The 15,594-nt window shown below is 54.5% G+C and carries 13 protein-coding genes and 1 tRNA gene; all 14 read right to left on the bottom strand.

Annotation, left to right across the window (positions count from 1 at the left end):
- Positions 1-172 (bottom strand): GTP-binding protein (locus EI185_RS12385; protein WP_262982396.1); only part of this gene is annotated, 172 nt, incomplete at its 3' end.
- A gap of 24 nt (positions 173-196) precedes the next feature.
- Positions 197-2,287: an elongation factor G gene (gene fusA / locus EI185_RS12380; protein WP_124705466.1), complete on the bottom strand. Its 2,091-nt coding sequence runs from the start codon at positions 2,285-2,287 to the stop codon at positions 197-199.
- Positions 2,288-2,336: 49 nt separating this feature from the next.
- Complete coding sequence (rpsG, locus tag EI185_RS12375; RefSeq protein WP_124705465.1) at positions 2,337-2,807, bottom strand: 30S ribosomal protein S7; 471 nt, start codon at positions 2,805-2,807, stop codon at positions 2,337-2,339.
- A gap of 92 nt (positions 2,808-2,899) precedes the next feature.
- Positions 2,900-3,277, bottom strand: a complete 378-nt coding sequence (gene rpsL, locus EI185_RS12370) for a 30S ribosomal protein S12 (protein ID WP_124705464.1) — start codon at positions 3,275-3,277, stop codon at positions 2,900-2,902.
- Between the two features lie 163 nt (positions 3,278-3,440).
- Positions 3,441-7,640 carry a DNA-directed RNA polymerase subunit beta' gene (gene rpoC / locus EI185_RS12365; protein ID WP_124705463.1) on the bottom strand — a complete coding sequence of 1,400 codons (4,200 nt, stop codon included), beginning with the start codon at positions 7,638-7,640 and terminating at the stop codon, positions 3,441-3,443.
- A 71-nt stretch (positions 7,641-7,711) separates the two neighbouring features.
- Positions 7,712-11,785, bottom strand: a complete 4,074-nt coding sequence (gene rpoB / locus EI185_RS12360) for a DNA-directed RNA polymerase subunit beta (RefSeq protein ID WP_124705462.1) — start codon at positions 11,783-11,785, stop codon at positions 7,712-7,714.
- Between the two features lie 148 nt (positions 11,786-11,933).
- Positions 11,934-12,308: a 50S ribosomal protein L7/L12 gene (gene rplL / locus EI185_RS12355; protein ID WP_124705461.1), complete on the bottom strand. Its 375-nt coding sequence runs from the start codon at positions 12,306-12,308 to the stop codon at positions 11,934-11,936.
- Between the two features lie 66 nt (positions 12,309-12,374).
- The gene (gene rplJ / locus EI185_RS12350; RefSeq protein ID WP_124705460.1) at positions 12,375-12,896 is read right to left on the bottom strand and encodes a 50S ribosomal protein L10; all 522 of its coding nucleotides are present in this window, start codon (positions 12,894-12,896) and stop codon (positions 12,375-12,377) included.
- Positions 12,897-13,197: 301 nt separating this feature from the next.
- Entirely contained in the window at positions 13,198-13,896 is a 699-nt protein-coding gene (gene rplA, locus EI185_RS12345; RefSeq protein WP_124705459.1) for a 50S ribosomal protein L1, read from the bottom strand.
- Positions 13,897-14,328 (bottom strand): 50S ribosomal protein L11, encoded by a 432-nt coding sequence (gene rplK, locus EI185_RS12340; protein WP_124705458.1) that lies wholly within the window; start codon positions 14,326-14,328, stop codon positions 13,897-13,899. It abuts the gene before it with no gap.
- Positions 14,329-14,432: 104 nt separating this feature from the next.
- Positions 14,433-14,966, bottom strand: a complete 534-nt coding sequence (gene nusG / locus EI185_RS12335) for a transcription termination/antitermination protein NusG (RefSeq protein WP_124705457.1) — start codon at positions 14,964-14,966, stop codon at positions 14,433-14,435.
- On the bottom strand, positions 14,963-15,313 hold the full coding sequence (gene secE, locus EI185_RS12330) for a preprotein translocase subunit SecE (RefSeq protein ID WP_124705456.1): 351 nt from the start codon (positions 15,311-15,313) through the stop codon (positions 14,963-14,965). Before secE ends, nusG begins: the two co-directional genes overlap by 4 nt.
- 54 nt (positions 15,314-15,367) lie before the next feature.
- Positions 15,368-15,443, bottom strand: a tRNA-Trp gene (locus tag EI185_RS12325).
- Between the two features lie 57 nt (positions 15,444-15,500).
- The coding region (locus tag EI185_RS12320) for an EF-Tu C-terminal domain-related protein (protein ID WP_502697137.1) at positions 15,501-15,594 on the bottom strand (94 nt) is incomplete at its 5' end.

Genomic DNA, 15,594 nt, shown 5'->3' with positions numbered 1-15,594 from the left:
CTTTTTCTTCCGGAGCCGAGTCAATGTCTGCGTAGTTCTTGGCTTCACCACCAAATTTCTTCGACAGGATGGTGCTGATCGCCGCCGTCAGGGTGGTCTTGCCGTGGTCAACGTGACCAATCGTGCCTACGTTGACGTGCGGCTTGGTACGCTCAAACTTGCCTTTTGCCATGATATCTATCCTTTAAATCAGACGTTATTTCTTGTTGATAATTGCTTCAGCGACGTTTTTAGGCGCCTCTGAGTAATGCTTGAATTCCATGCTATAGGTCGCACGTCCCTGACTCATTGAGCGCAGCGTGGTCGAGTAGCCGAACATTTCTGCCAGCGGCACTTCCGCCTTGATGGCTTTCCCGCTCGGCAAGTCTTCCATACCCTGGATCATGCCGCGGCGCGATGACAAATCACCCATCACGTCACCCATGTAGTCTTCCGGCGTTTCCACCTCAACCGCCATCATGGGCTCAAGCAACACCGGACTGGCCTTGCGCATGCCATCCTTGAAACCCATCGAAGCAGCCATCTTGAACGCATTTTCGTTGGAGTCCACATCATGGTAGGAACCGTCGAACAACGTCACTTTGACGTCAACCACCGGGAAGCCGGCAAGCACGCCATTCGGTAAGGTTTCGCGCAAGCCCTTTTCTACTGCGGGGATAAATTCGCGTGGCACAGTACCTCCCTTGATTGCGTCGACAAACTCAAAGCCTTTGCCAGTTTCGTTTGGCTCCAGCTTGAGCCAGACATGGCCGTATTGACCTTTACCACCCGACTGCTTGACGAATTTCCCTTCAACTTCAACCGGCTTTCTGATGGCCTCACGATACGCCACCTGCGGCGCACCCACGTTGGCCTCAACGCCGAATTCGCGACGCATGCGATCTACCAGAATTTCCAGGTGCAACTCGCCCATACCGGAAATAATGGTCTGGCCCGATTCTTCGTCAGTGCGCACGCGGAAGGACGGATCTTCCTGCGCCAGACGGTTCAGGGCCATACCCATTTTTTCCTGGTCCGCCTTGGTCTTTGGCTCAACCGCAACGTGAATCACTGGTTCCGGAAATATCATGCGCTCCAGAATGATGGTCTTGTTCAGATCACACAAGGTATCACCCGTGGTTGCCTCTTTCAGCCCCACTGCGGCCGCGATGTCGCCGGCATGCACTTCCTTGATTTCCGCACGCTGGTTGGCGTGCATCTGCAGAATGCGACCAATGCGCTCTTTTTTACCCTTGATGGGGTTGTAAATCGTATCTCCGGATTTCATGGTGCCGGAGTAGACCCGGAAGAAAATTAGCTGACCCACAAACGGGTCAGTCATGATCTTGAATGCCAGGGCCGAAAACGGCTCGTCATCCGACACTTTGCGCTCACCCTGCTCGCCATTTTCCAACTCGCCTTTGACCGGAGGAATATCCAGCGGCGAAGGCAGGTAATCGATTACCGCATCCAGCATGGCCTGCACGCCTTTGTTTTTGAATGCAGAACCGCACAGCATTGGCATGATTTCGCTGGCTATGGTACGGATGCGTAACGCACTCTTGATTTCAGCAGCACTCAAGTCACCTTCTTCCAGGTACTTGTTCATCAACTCTTCGGAGGCCTCTGCCGCAGCCTCAACCATTTTTTCACGCCAGGATTCACACTCAGCCAGCATGTGAGCCGGGATTTCGCGCTCATCAAATTTCATGCCCTGGGTTGAGTCATCCCAGTAAATGGCCTTCATTTTGACCAGGTCAACAACACCTTCGAACTTCTCCTCAGCGCCGATTGGCAATTGAATAGGCACCACGTTCGCCTTCAAACGCAAACGCATCTGCTCATAAACCTTGAGGAAATTGGCACCGGTGCGATCCATCTTGTTGACGAACGCCAAACGCGGTACACCATATTTATTTGCTTGGCGCCAAACGGTTTCAGATTGAGGCTGCACACCACCCACCGCGCAATAAACCATGCACGCACCATCCAGTACACGCATCGAACGCTCGACTTCAATGGTGAAGTCGACGTGTCCCGGTGTATCGATAATATTGATGTGGTGCTCCGGGTAGTTGTTCTCCATGCCCTTCCAGAAGCATGTCGTCGCTGCCGAAGTAATCGTAATTCCGCGTTCCTGCTCCTGCTCCATCCAGTCCATGGTCGCAGCACCGTCATGCACTTCGCCGATCTTGTGTGAAACACCGGTGTAATACAGGATGCGCTCTGTAGTCGTGGTTTTTCCAGCGTCAATATGCGCGCTGATGCCGATATTACGGTAACGTTCTAGAGGAGTTTTGCGAGCCACTTTATTACTACCCAGTTAGTGCCGGCGCCATTGCGCCCGGCCATTAATCTTAGAAGCGGAAATGCGAGAAAGCCTTGTTGGCTTCTGCCATACGGTGCACTTCATCACGCTTCTTCATTGCGCCGCCACGGCCTTCAGCAGCATCCAGCAATTCGCCCGCCAGCCTGAATCCCATGGATTTTTCGCCGCGTTTGCGGGCTGCTTCTTTCAACCAGCGCATTGCCAGTGCAGAACGACGTGCCGGACGCACTTCAACCGGCACCTGATAGTTTGCACCGCCCACGCGGCGGCTTTTAACCTCAACCACCGGACGAATATTGGACAGCGCAAGCGTAAATATTTCCAGCGGATCTTTACCGCTTTTTTGGCTGATTTGTGCAAATGCGCCGTAAATAATTCGTTCGGCAACCGACTTCTTACCGCTTGACATCAAAACGTTAACAAATTTGGCCACATCCTGGCTGGCAAATTTTGGATCCGGCAATATGTCGCGCTTGGGAACTTCTCTACGTCTTGGCATGATTTACCTCAATGTTGAATACTAAATTTTCAGTGCTGAGCCTTGTGGCGCGCGTCGCGCTCTCGCAACCCAACACCAAAAACGCAAACGCCTTAGGCCTTCTTGGGACGCTTGGCGCCGTATTTAGAACGGCTCTGTTTACGATCTTTAACACCAGCCGTATCCAGACTGCCGCGCACAGTGTGGTAACGCACACCAGGCAAATCCTTGACACGACCACCGCGAATCAACACTACCGAGTGTTCCTGCAGATTGTGGCCTTCACCACCAATATAGCTGCTGACCTCGAAACCGTTAGTGAGACGAACACGGGCGACTTTACGTAGCGCCGAGTTAGGTTTTTTTGGAGTGGTGGTATACACACGGGTACATACGCCGCGTTTTTGTGGACAAGCCTCGAGTGCAGGCACCTTGCTTTTAACGCGCTTGGCGACGCGGGGTTTGCGCACTAATTGATTGATTGTTGGCATGCTATTTCGTTTCCCAAGTATGGTTGTTCCGCTTTCGGCCAGAATTTTGGCCGCTTTAAACAACGGGGACGGCATAACGCCGTCCCGTCAAAGCTGTCCGGCTGAGCAAAATTTACAGACCGGTAAAAAAGAGGGTGGATTTTAGGGGCTAACGCCCCAACTGTCAAGCCACCTGCTCGCTTCCGGCAGCGCTATCCTCTCCTTCGGCAAAGTCCGCTCCCGCACCCATATCCTCGCCCAGCTTCTGACGACGCCGCGTATTGTGATAAGCCAGACCCGTACCAGCTGGGATCAGGCGACCCACAATAACGTTCTCTTTGAGGCCGCGCAGATCGTCTTTCTTGCCCATAATTGCGGCTTCGGTCAGCACCCGTGTGGTTTCCTGGAACGATGCTGCAGAGATAAACGAATCTGTAGACAGCGACGCCTTGGTAATACCCAGCAGCACGTAGGTGAAAGTGGCCGGCTGCTTGCCATCTGCCAGTACGCGTTCGTTTTCAGCCAGCAACTCCGCGCGCTCCACCTGTTCACCCTGGATAAAGCGGGTATCGCCTGCATCGGCCACATTCACGCGACGCAACATTTGGCGAACGATGACCTCAATGTGCTTATCGTTGATTTTCACACCCTGCAAGCGGTATACATCCTGAACTTCGTCAGTGATGTAACGCGACAGGGCTTCGACGCCTTTCAAAGCCAGAATGTCATGCGGATCAACCGGTCCGTCCACAATCATCTCGCCCTTATTCACAACCTGGCCATCGTGCGCGGTGACGTGTTTTTCTTTCGAAATCAGATACTCATGGGCTACGCCGTCGAAGTCCGTAATGACCAGGCGTTGTTTGCCCTTGGTATCTTTACCAAATGAAACGGTACCGGTGACTGCTGCCAACACGCCGGCATCCTTGGGCGAACGCGCCTCGAACAACTCTGCCACACGCGGCAGACCACCGGTAATATCGCGAGTTTTCGAAGTTTCCTGCGGAATACGCGCCAGCACTTCACCGACACCAACATCCTGACCATCTTTCACGGTAATGATGGAGCTGATCTGAAAAGTGATATTGACCGGCGTTTCGGTGCCACTCATTTTCACTTCGTTACCTTTAGCATCAAGCAGCTTGACCTGCGGACGCAGACCTTTTACTGCCGCACCAACCCGACGCTTCGGATCAATCACCACCAGCGCGGACAAACCAGTCACATCATCAATCTGCTTGGCAACCGTAGAGCCTTCTTCAACGTTTTCGAAACGCACACGGCCAGCATATTCAGTAATGATGGGGCGGGTATGCGGATCCCATGTGGCCAATATCTGACCAGCCTTGGCTTTGACACCATCCTTGACGCTGAGGACCGCACCGTATGGCACCTTGTGACGCTCACGTTCGCGGCCATTGTCGCCCATGATGATGATCTCGCCACTACGCGCAATCGCAATCATTTCGCCTTTGGCACTCGTCACATAACGCATCGCCGGGCTGTAATTCACCACACCGGCCGATTTGCATTCCAGCTGACTGGCTACAGCAGCACGCGAGGCGGCGCCACCGATGTGGAAAGTACGCATGGTGAGCTGCGTGCCCGGCTCGCCGATGGACTGCGCAGCGATGACGCCCACAGCCTCACCCACATTCACCAGATGACCACGACCCAGGTCACGACCATAGCACTTGGCGCACAGGCCATAGCGTGTATCGCAGGTGAGCGCAGTACGCACCTTCACCTCGTCGACACCCAGCGCCTCGATACGCTCAACGGCATCTTCATCCAGCAGGGTGCCAACATCAATCACTGTCTCGCCGGTTTCCGGGTGAATCACATCCAGCGCGGTGACGCGGCCCAGTACACGCTCACGCAACGGCTCAATGACTTCGCCACCTTCCACCAGCGCTTTCAGCACCAGACCTTCACGGGTACCGCAATCGTCTTCGATCACCACCAGATCCTGAGTCACGTCCACCAGACGACGCGTCAGGTAGCCCGAGTTGGCTGTCTTCAATGCCGTATCGGCCAAACCCTTGCGCGCGCCGTGTGTCGAGATGAAGTACTGCAGTACGTTGAGGCCTTCGCGGAAGTTCGCAGTAATCGGCGTCTCGATAATCGATCCGTCCGGTTTCGCCATCAAACCGCGCATGCCAGCCAACTGGCGAATCTGCGCAGCCGAACCGCGTGCACCGGAGTCGGCCATCATGTAAATGGCGTTGAATGATTCCTGGGTGGTTTCCACTCCGTCGCGCGTGGTCACGGGTTCGCTGCCCAGTTGCGTCATCATGGCCTTGGCCACCTGATCACCGGCACGGCCCCAGATGTCCACAACCTTGTTATAGCGCTCGCCCTGGGTCACCAGACCAGAGGTATATTGCGCCTCGATTTCCTGCACTTCTTTTTCGGAAGCGCTGATGATGTCCTGTTTCTGCGTCGGCACCAGCATGTCATCCACGCAAATCGACATGCCACCGCGCGTAGCGTATGTAAAGCCTGTATACATCAGCTTGTCGGCAAAAATCACCGTCTGGCGCAAGCCGCAACGACGGAAGCTGGCGTTGATGAGCTTGGAAATTTCTTTCTTCTTGAGAATCTTGTTGACGTGGGTAAACGACAGTCCAATCGGCAGAATTTCGGATAGCAGCGAACGGCCCACGGTCGTTTCGTAGCGGGTGATTTTTTCCGCACGTTCACCCTGCTCGTCGTAATACGCTTCCTTGATACGCACCATCACCTTGGCGTTCAGTTCCACCTGGCGCGACTCGTAAGCACGCGACACTTCATCGACGTCGGCAAACATCATGCCCTCGCCACGTGCATTCACGCGCTCGCGGGTCATGTAGTACAAGCCCAGCACAATATCCTGCGACGGCACGATAATCGGCTCGCCGTTGGCAGGTGACAGCACGTTATTGGAGGCCAGCATCAAAGTGCGGCACTCCATCTGCGCTTCCAGCGACAGCGGTACGTGCACAGCCATCTGGTCGCCGTCGAAGTCGGCGTTAAACGCCGCACACACCAGTGGATGCAGCTGGATCGCCTTGCCTTCGATCAGCGTCGGCTCAAACGCCTGGATACCCAGACGGTGCAAGGTCGGCGCACGGTTCAACATCACCGGGTGCTCGCGAATGACGTCTTCGAGGATGTCCCATACCACTGGTTCCTCGGTTTCCACCATACGTTTTGCTGCCTTGATGGTGGTCGCCAGTCCCATCACTTCCAGCTTGTGGAAAATGAACGGTTTGAATAACTCCAGCGCCATTTTCTTGGGCAGACCGCATTGGTGCAAGCGGAGTTGCGGGCCCACCACGATGACCGAACGGCCCGAATAGTCGACGCGTTTTCCCAACAGGTTCTGGCGGAATCGGCCACCCTTGCCTTTAATCATGTCGGCGAGCGATTTCAGCGGGCGCTTGTTGGCGCCGGTCATGGCCTTGCCGCGACGACCGTTGTCCATCAACGAATCCACCGCTTCCTGCAGCATGCGTTTTTCGTTGCGCACGATGATTTCAGGCGCCTTGAGTTCGAGCAGGCGCTTCAGGCGGTTGTTACGGTTAATCACGCGACGATACAGATCGTTCAGGTCGGAGGTGGCGAAACGGCCACCATCCAGCGGCACCAGCGGGCGCAGCTCGGGGGGCAGTACTGGCAGCACTTCCAGCACCATCCACTCTGGTTTGATACCGGATTTCTGGAACGCCTCGATCACCTTGAGGCGCTTGGACAGCTTCTTGATCTTGGTGTCCGAGCCAGTCTTGGCCAGATCGTTGCGCAGCGTTTCTGCCTCGGTGTAGATATCGATACTCTTGAGCAGGTCACGAATACCTTCCGCGCCCATGTAGGCCTTGAACTCGTCACCGTACTCTTCGACCTTGGCGAGATAATCATCTTCGGTCAGCAACTGCGCACGGTTGAGCGGCGTCATGCCGGGATCGGTCACCACGTAAGCTTCAAAATACAGCACGCGCTCGATGTCGCGCAGGGTCATATCCAGCACCATACCCAGACGCGACGGCAGGGATTTAAGGAACCAGATATGCGCCACAGGGCTAGCCAGTTCGATGTGCGCCATGCGCTCGCGACGCACCTTGGACAAGGTAACTTCTACGCCGCACTTCTCGCAAATCACACCGCGGTGCTTGAGGCGCTTGTATTTGCCGCACAAACATTCGTAATCTTTTACCGGGCCGAAGATTTTGGCGCAGAACAAACCATCGCGCTCGGGCTTGAAGGTGCGGTAGTTAATGGTCTCGGGCTTTTTAACTTCACCATACGACCAGGAACGGATTTTATCAGGCGACGCAAGACCGATTTTGATCGCGTCAAATTCTTCTTCCTGAGTAACCTGTTTGAATAAATCGAGCAGTGCTTTCATAGTTTCCTCCAGAGCTTAGTGGCTTACAGCGAATTAACGCCGGCATCAACCGGCGAACAAACTATCCGCCGTCAGTAACGCTCCAAATCAATATCGATTGCCAGGGAACGGATCTCTTTCACCAACACGTTGAAGGATTCCGGCATACCCGCTTCAATCTTGTGCTCACCCTTGACGATGTTCTCATATACCTTGGTACGCCCGGTCACGTCGTCGGATTTCACCGTGAGCATTTCCTGCAGCACATAGGCGGCACCATAGGCTTCCAGCGCCCACACCTCCATCTCGCCAAAGCGCTGACCACCGAACTGCGCCTTACCGCCCAATGGCTGCTGAGTCACCAGACTGTAAGGTCCGGTTGAACGCGCGTGCATCTTGTCATCCACCAGGTGATGCAGTTTAAGCACATGCATGTAACCAACCGTCACCGGCCGGTCAAACGCCTCACCGGTGCGGCCATCACACAGCGTGATCTGACCGCTACGCGGCAGGTCCGCCAGTTCCAGCATGTCCTTGATCTCGGCCTCGTTGGCACCGTCGAAAACCGGTGTGGCAAAGGGCACGCCACCGCGCAGGTTACGCGCCAGTTCGATGATTTCTTCATCGCTAAAGCTGGCGAGATCTTCCGACTTGCCTGTGGCGTTGTAGATCTTGGTGAGAAACTTGCGCACGTCAGCCACTTTTTTCTGTGCCTGCAACATATTGTCAATCTTTTTGCCGAGCCCTTTGGCGGCCCAGCCCAGATGGGTTTCCAGAATCTGTCCGACGTTCATACGCGAAGGAACGCCCAGCGGGTTCAGCACGATATCCATCGGCGTACCGTCCGCCATGAACGGCATGTCCTCGATAGGAACGATTTTGGAGACCACGCCCTTGTTACCGTGACGGCCGGCCATCTTATCGCCGGGTTGCAAGCGGCGTTTGACTGCCACGTACACTTTCACCATCTTTTGCACACCAGGCGGCAATTCGTCACCAGCGGTGAGCTTTTTCTTCTTCTCTTCAAACATCGCATCAAACTCGATACGTTTTTGATCCAGACTGTCCTTGAGCGATTCCATCTGACGGCTGGCTTCATCGTCAGCCAGGCGAATATCGAACCAGTCATAACGATTCAGGCTATCCAGATATTCCTGGGTAATCTTGCTGTCCTTGGCCAGTTTTTTAGGACCGCCTTTGACAACTTTATTTTTCAGCAGCCGCTGCAAGCGGGCGAATGCGTCTTCTTCGACGATGCGCATACGGTCAGCCATGTCCTTTTTATATTCGGACAATTGACTCTCGATGATCTGCTTGGCACGGGCATCGCGTTCGATACCTTCGCGCGTGAAGACCTGCACGTCGATCACCGTACCCGCCATACCAGACGGTACGCGCAGCGAAGTGTCTTTAACGTCGGAGGCTTTTTCACCAAAAATGGCGCGCAGCAACTTTTCTTCCGGCGTGAGCTGGGTTTCACCCTTCGGCGTGACCTTGCCTGCCAGCACGTCGCCCGCTTCCACTTCGGCACCGATGTAGCAAATACCGGATTCGTCCAGACGCCCGAGCATGCGCTCAGACAGATTGGAAATGTCGCGGGTTATTTCTTCCGGTCCCAACTTGGTATCGCGCGCAACGACAGTCAACTCTTCAATATGGATGGAGGTATAGCGATCTTCCGCCACCACGCGCTCTGAAATCAGGATCGAATCTTCAAAGTTGAAGCCGTTCCACGGCATGAATGCAACCAGCAGGTTTTGCCCCAGTGCCAATTCGCCCATATCGGTCGATGCGCCATCGGCAATGACATCGCCACGCGCAAGGATATCGCCCACCTTAACCAGCGGACGCTGGTTAATGTTAGTGTTCTGATTGGAACGCATGTATTTGATGAGGGTGTAGATATCCACACCCACCTCACCGGCGGTAGCTTCTTCGTCGCTGACGCGCACCACGATGCGGCCGGCGTCCACGTAATCCACTACACCGCCGCGTCGAGCTTGTACGGTCGTGCCAGAGTCCACTGCAGCAGTACGTTCGATACCCGTCCCGACCAGCGATTTTTCGGCACGCAGGCAGGGTACCGCCTGGCGCTGCATGTTCGAGCCCATCAATGCACGGTTGGCGTCGTCATGCTCGAGGAATGGAATCAGCGAAGCAGCCACAGAAACGATCTGTGACGGCGCCACGTCCATATACTGGATACGATCCGGACTGGCCAGTTCGAATTCATTCTTGTGCCGGCACGACACGATTTCGCTGGTGAATTTGCCGTTCTTGTCCAGTTCCGCGTTGGCCTGGGCAATGACGTACTTGCTTTCCTCGATGGCAGACAGATACTCGATCTGATCGGTTACCTTGCTGTTTTCCACCTTGCGATAAGGTGTTTCGAGAAAGCCGTATTTATTGGTCCGCGCAAACAACGCCAAGGAATTGATCAGTCCGATGTTCGGACCCTCCGGGGTTTCAATCGGGCAAACGCGGCCATAGTGGGTCGGATGCACGTCGCGCACTTCGAAGCCGGCACGCTCACGCGTCAATCCGCCAGGGCCCAGCGCAGAAACACGGCGCTTGTGAGTAATCTCTGACAACGGATTGGTCTGGTCCATAAACTGGGACAACTGACTGGAACCGAAGAACTCTTTCACGGCTGCCGATACCGGCTTGGCATTGATCAGATCATGCGGCATCAGGTTTTCCGATTCCGCTTGCGACAGTCGCTCTTTCACTGCACGCTCGACACGCACCAGGCCGGCGCGGAACTGGTTCTCAGCCAACTCGCCGACACTACGCACACGCCGGTTGCCGAGGTGATCGATATCGTCGATCTCGCCACGCCCGTTACGCAATTCCACCAGTATCTTGATCACAGCGACAATATCTTCGGTGCTCAGAATCCCGGCGCCTTCCAATTCGTCGCGACCAACACGACGGTTGAACTTCATCCGTCCGACAGCAGACAGGTCATAGCGGTCTTCATTGAAGAACAAACCTTTGAACAGCGCTTCCACCGCATCTTCGGTAGGCGGCTCGCCTGGACGCATCATGCGGTAGATAGCGACTCTCGCCGCGTACTGGTCTGGGGTCTCATCGGTACGCAGCGTGCCGGAAATATAGGCGCCCTGGTCCAGGTCATTGGTATAGATGGTGTTAATCTTGGCGATGCCTGCCGCATGCAACTTTTCGAGTAACTCCTCGGTGATTTCGTCGTTGGCATTGGCAATAATTTCGCCGCTGTCCTTATCCACCACATTAACCGACAGCACACGCCCGAGCACATACTCTTCCGGCACCGCGATTTTGGTCAGGCCGGCTTCTTGCATCATGCGAATATGCTTGACGGTAATGCGCTTGTCTTTGGGGACAATCACCGCATTCTTCTTGTCCACAATGTCGAAGCGTGCAATCTCGCCGCGCAGGCGATCCGGCACCAGTTCGAACTGCACGCCCTTCTTGGCAAAGTGAAAGGTATCAGTGGTAAAGAATTCCGCCAGAATCTGCTCGTTGTTGTAACCCAGCGCTTTGAGCAGCGTGGTCACGGGCATCTTGCGACGGCGGTCAATACGGAAATACAGGTAATCCTTGGCATCAAATTCGTAATCCAGCCAGGAGCCGCGATACGGAATTATCCGTGCCGAGAACAGTAGCTTTCCGGAGCTATGCGTCTTGCCACGGTCATGCTCAAAAAATACGCCCGGCGAACGGTGCAACTGCGACACAATCACGCGATCGGTGCCGTTGATAATGAATGAGCCGGTAGGCGTCATGAGCGGAATCTCGCCCATGTACACTTCCTGTTCCTTGACTTCTTTCACTGTCGGCTTGGACGCCTCGCGATCCATGATGGTCAGGCGCACTTTGGCCCGCAACGGCGCGGCGTAAGTCAAACCGCGCTGCTGGCATTCCACCATGTCGAATGGCGGCTCGCCCAGCACATAGCTGACAAAATCAAGCTTGGCGTTACCGGAATGACTGGAAATGGGGAAAATAGAAGTGAATGCGGCCTGCAAACCCTCATTGGCTCTACTGTCAGCCTTGACATCGGCTTGCAGAAAAGCTCTGAAGGAATCAATTTGGGTGGCCAGCAAAAAAGGCACCTGGAGGATGCTTGCGCGCTTCGCGAAACTTTTCCGGATGCGTTTTTTCTCGGTGAATGAGTAACTCATGGATTCTCCTAGAGGGCCCTGCGCAGAAAACAAAAGACAAAAGACAACACACGACTAATCTGCCTTGATGTTGAACCTCTGTCTTGTGCATTCTGCATTGACCGGGAATACCCAGCCAATGACAGAAATTGTGTTGCCTGGTGCGTAATTACTTGACTTCGCAAGTCGCGCCAGCTTCCACCAACTGCTTCTGGACGGCCTCGGCTTCTGCCTTGGAAACGCCTTCTTTAACAGCCTTGGGAGCGCCGTCAACCAGATCTTTAGCTTCTTTCAGACCCAGGCCGGTAATGGTGCGCACCACTTTAATGGTGTTCACTTTGTTTTCGCCAGCGCCGGTCAGAATCACATCAAACTCGGTTTTTTCTTCAGTGGCAGCGGCAGCGGCAGGCGCAGCAGCAACAGCCACCGCAGCAGCGGCAGCGGACACGCCAAATTTCTCTTCCATTTCCTTGATCAGTTCGGACAGATCAAGCACAGTCATGCCAGCGATGGCATCCAGAATGTCAGCTTTAGATAAAGCCATAATATTTCTCCTGATTGAAAAGTTTTAAATTGGTTCAATACGGCGCCATAATGCGCCGCCAATAACTCAAGCCGTTTGCTTGTCGCGTACCGCAGCCAGCCCACGCACAAACTTGGTCGGAACCTCGTTGAGCGTACGCACAAACTGGGTAATCGGCGCCTGCATGGTGCCCATCAGTTTCGCCAGCAACTCGTCGCGGCTTGGCATGTTGGCCAGATTCGAGACATCTTTGGCAGACATCACGTAATTGGCCATCGCACCCGCCTTGACAACGATCTTGTCGTTAGCTTTGGCAAAATCCGAAAGCACTTTTGCAGCGGCTACCGGGTCTTTGGAAATCCCGTATGCCAACGGACCGACCAGATGGTCGGTCAAGCCGGCAAAGGGCGTTCCAGCAACCGCACGGCGTGCCAGGGTATTTTTCAATACGCGCAGGTAAACACCGTTAGCCCGTGCCTTGGCACGCAAAGCTGTCATGCCCACAACACCAATGCCCCGGTATTCAGCCACGACCACTGTCTGGGCATTTGCCAGTTCGGCACCCAGCTCGGCTACAACTGCCTTCTTTTCCTCTAGATTCAGACTCAAGGTCTTACCTCCTTCAATAAACACCGGCCGTTATCGGGGGAGAAACCCCAATAAAGCCGAGAGTCGGCGACCTTTCATCAGGAGAAACAACTACCAAGCTTTTCCTGTTTCGGGGCACGCCATCTGCGTTGGGATCAGGACTTAACACAACCATCCTGAAAATTAAATCGGGTACATTCGACAAAAAAACTCCTGTCGTTTACACCACAACCCCAACGGTCTTTGACAACCTGCCGGCACTTTCGTACCAACAGCCCAAAGTTCTGCCCGAGACGCTGATCGCGCCCCAGGCTGTTAACAATTATTGCGCCGCCAGACTGGCGTGATCTATCCGTACGCCAACACCCATGGTGCTGGATACAGAAATTTTCTTCATGTACACACCCTTGGCATTGGCAGGACGCGCTTTCGACAGCGCATCCACAAGTGCTGCCAGATTTTCACGCAGCGCTTCCACTTCGAACGAGGCACGTCCGATGGTGCATTGCACAATGCCGCCCTTATCGGTACGGTATTGCACCTGACCCGCACGCGCATTTTTCACCGCGCCTGCAACATCGGGGGTCACGGTGCCGACTTTCGGGTTAGGCATCAAACCGCGCGGCCCCAGCACCTGGCCGAGCTGGCCCACCACTCGCATGGCGTCGGGACTGGCAATCACCACATCAAAATCCATGCGGCCAGCCTTGATCTCGGCAGCCAGATCATCGAAACCAACGATGTCAGCACCCGCTTCCAATGCAGCCTTGGCAGCTTCGCCCTGGGCAAACACTGCAACACGCACCGTTTTACCGGTACCACGGGGCAACACCACGGAGCCACGGACCAATTGGTCGGATTTACGCGCATCCACACCCAGGTTGATGGCCACGTCGACGGATTCGTCAAATTTGGCTGTGGCGGTTTCTTTTACCAGACCCAGGGCGTCGTTTACCGGGTAAGTTTTGGTACGGTCAATTTTTGACTGGATTGCCTGTTGGCGTTTGGACAGCTTGGCCATTTATACGCCCTCCACTTCAATACCCATGCTGCGGGCGCTACCTGCAATAATTCGCACTGCAGCATCCATATCAGCTGCAGTCAGATCCGGCATTTTTGCCTTGGCAATATCCTCTGCCTGGGCGCGCGTCAGCTTGCCCACTTTATCCGTATGCGGCTTTGGGCTACCCTTTTGTATGCCTGCAGCCTTTTTGATCAGGATGGTGGCGGGCGGGGTCTTCATCACGAAAGTGAAGCTCTTGTCCGCAAAGGCAGTAATCACCACAGGAATCGGCAAGCCTGGCTCCATACCCTGAGTCTGGGCATTGAATGCCTTGCAGAATTCCATGATGTTCAAACCGCGCTGACCCAGCGCCGGGCCGATGGGCGGACTGGGGTTTGCTTTACCTGCGGGGACTTGCAGCTTGACGTAGCCAACGATTTTTTTTGCCACTTGGCATACTCCTAAAAATGGGTATTAGCGGATAACAAACGACTGTTCGCACCCTCCCCGTTACACAAAAAACCTGGCAGCACATACCGCCATTACTCAAAACCTCAGGCTTTTTCCACCTGACTGAAATCCAGTTCTACCGGCGTAGCGCGGCCAAAGATCAGCACCGACACACGCAACTTGCTTTTGTCGTAATTGACATCTTCCACATTGCCATGAAAGTCATTGAATGGGCCTTCGGTAACACGCACCGCCTCACCCACCTCGAATAGCACTTTGGGACGCGGTTTCTCCACACCTTCCTGTATCTGGTGCAGGATCGCTTCCACTTCCTTTTCGGTAATGGGTGTGGGCTTCATCGCTGAACCACCCACAAATCCGGTAACCTTGGGCGTATTCTTGATGAGATGCCAGGTCTCGTCATTCATTTCCATCTGCACCAGGACATAGCCCGGGAAAAACTTGCGCTCGGAAATGGACTTCTGACCAGCCTTCATCTCGATGACCTCTTCCACCGGCACCAGAATCTCGCCAAATTTGTCCTGCATTCCAGCGCGTTCGATGCGCTCCTTGAGACTGCGCTGAACGCTTTTCTCAAATCCGGAATAGGCGTGCACTACATACCAGCGCATACTCATGTGTCGCTCTGCCCCATCAGTAATTTCACTGCCCACAATAGCCCCGCGTCTACCACCCAGAGGAACAACGCCATCACCACAACAAATACAAATACAATGCCCGTAGTCTGAATCGTCTCTTTTCGTGTCGGCCAGACCACCTTGCGCGCCTCGACTATCGATTCCTGGCTGAACGCAAAGAATTGCCGCCCCGCTTGAGTAAACCAGAAAATCGCAATTGCCAGCGCAAATCCAACCAAAATGGCGCCAAGACGAACTACCGCCGGACTGTCAGATAAATAATAAAAGCCGGCAATGCCTGCGATAACCATCAGCACGGCAGCCAGCAACTTGATTTTGTCGGTCATATGAACCTTGTGAGACTCACCAACATCTGTGAGATGGTCACGCTCCCGTTATAGTGGCAGGCCAGGAGGGCCTCGAACCCCCAACCTTCGGTTTTGGAGACCGACACTCTGCCAATTGAGCTACTGGCCTAGAATCCACCCGGCATCTTGCACGAAACCTCTCGCACCATCCACCGGGTAATTATCTTTACTCGACGATTTTCGCGACCACACCGGCGCCGACGGTACGACCACCTTCACGTATCGCGAAGCGCAGGCCTTCTTCCATCGCCACCGGCGCA

The sequence above is a fragment of the Sulfuriferula multivorans genome (assembly GCF_003851125.1).
Classification (GTDB): Bacteria; Pseudomonadota; Gammaproteobacteria; order Burkholderiales; family Sulfuriferulaceae; genus Sulfuriferula; species Sulfuriferula multivorans.
Note: the sequence above shows the minus strand (reverse complement) of the source record. Positions and strands in the feature narration are given on the sequence as shown.

Excerpts from the sequence above, each read along its gene's own strand:
- rpsG (WP_124705465.1), bottom strand. The coding sequence starts at position 2,807 with ATGCCAAGACGTAGAGAAGTTCCCAAGCGCGACATATTGCCGGATCCA.
- rpsL (WP_124705464.1), bottom strand. The coding sequence starts at position 3,277 with ATGCCAACAATCAATCAATTAGTGCGCAAACCCCGCGTCGCCAAGCGC.
- rpoC (WP_124705463.1), bottom strand. The coding sequence starts at position 7,640 with ATGAAAGCACTGCTCGATTTATTCAAACAGGTTACTCAGGAAGAAGAA.
- rpoB (WP_124705462.1), bottom strand. The coding sequence starts at position 11,785 with ATGAGTTACTCATTCACCGAGAAAAAACGCATCCGGAAAAGTTTCGCG.
- rplL (WP_124705461.1), bottom strand. The coding sequence starts at position 12,308 with ATGGCTTTATCTAAAGCTGACATTCTGGATGCCATCGCTGGCATGACT.
- rplA (WP_124705459.1), bottom strand. The coding sequence starts at position 13,896 with ATGGCCAAGCTGTCCAAACGCCAACAGGCAATCCAGTCAAAAATTGAC.
- nusG (WP_124705457.1), bottom strand. The coding sequence starts at position 14,966 with ATGAGTATGCGCTGGTATGTAGTGCACGCCTATTCCGGATTTGAGAAA.
- secE (WP_124705456.1), bottom strand. The coding sequence starts at position 15,313 with ATGACCGACAAAATCAAGTTGCTGGCTGCCGTGCTGATGGTTATCGCA.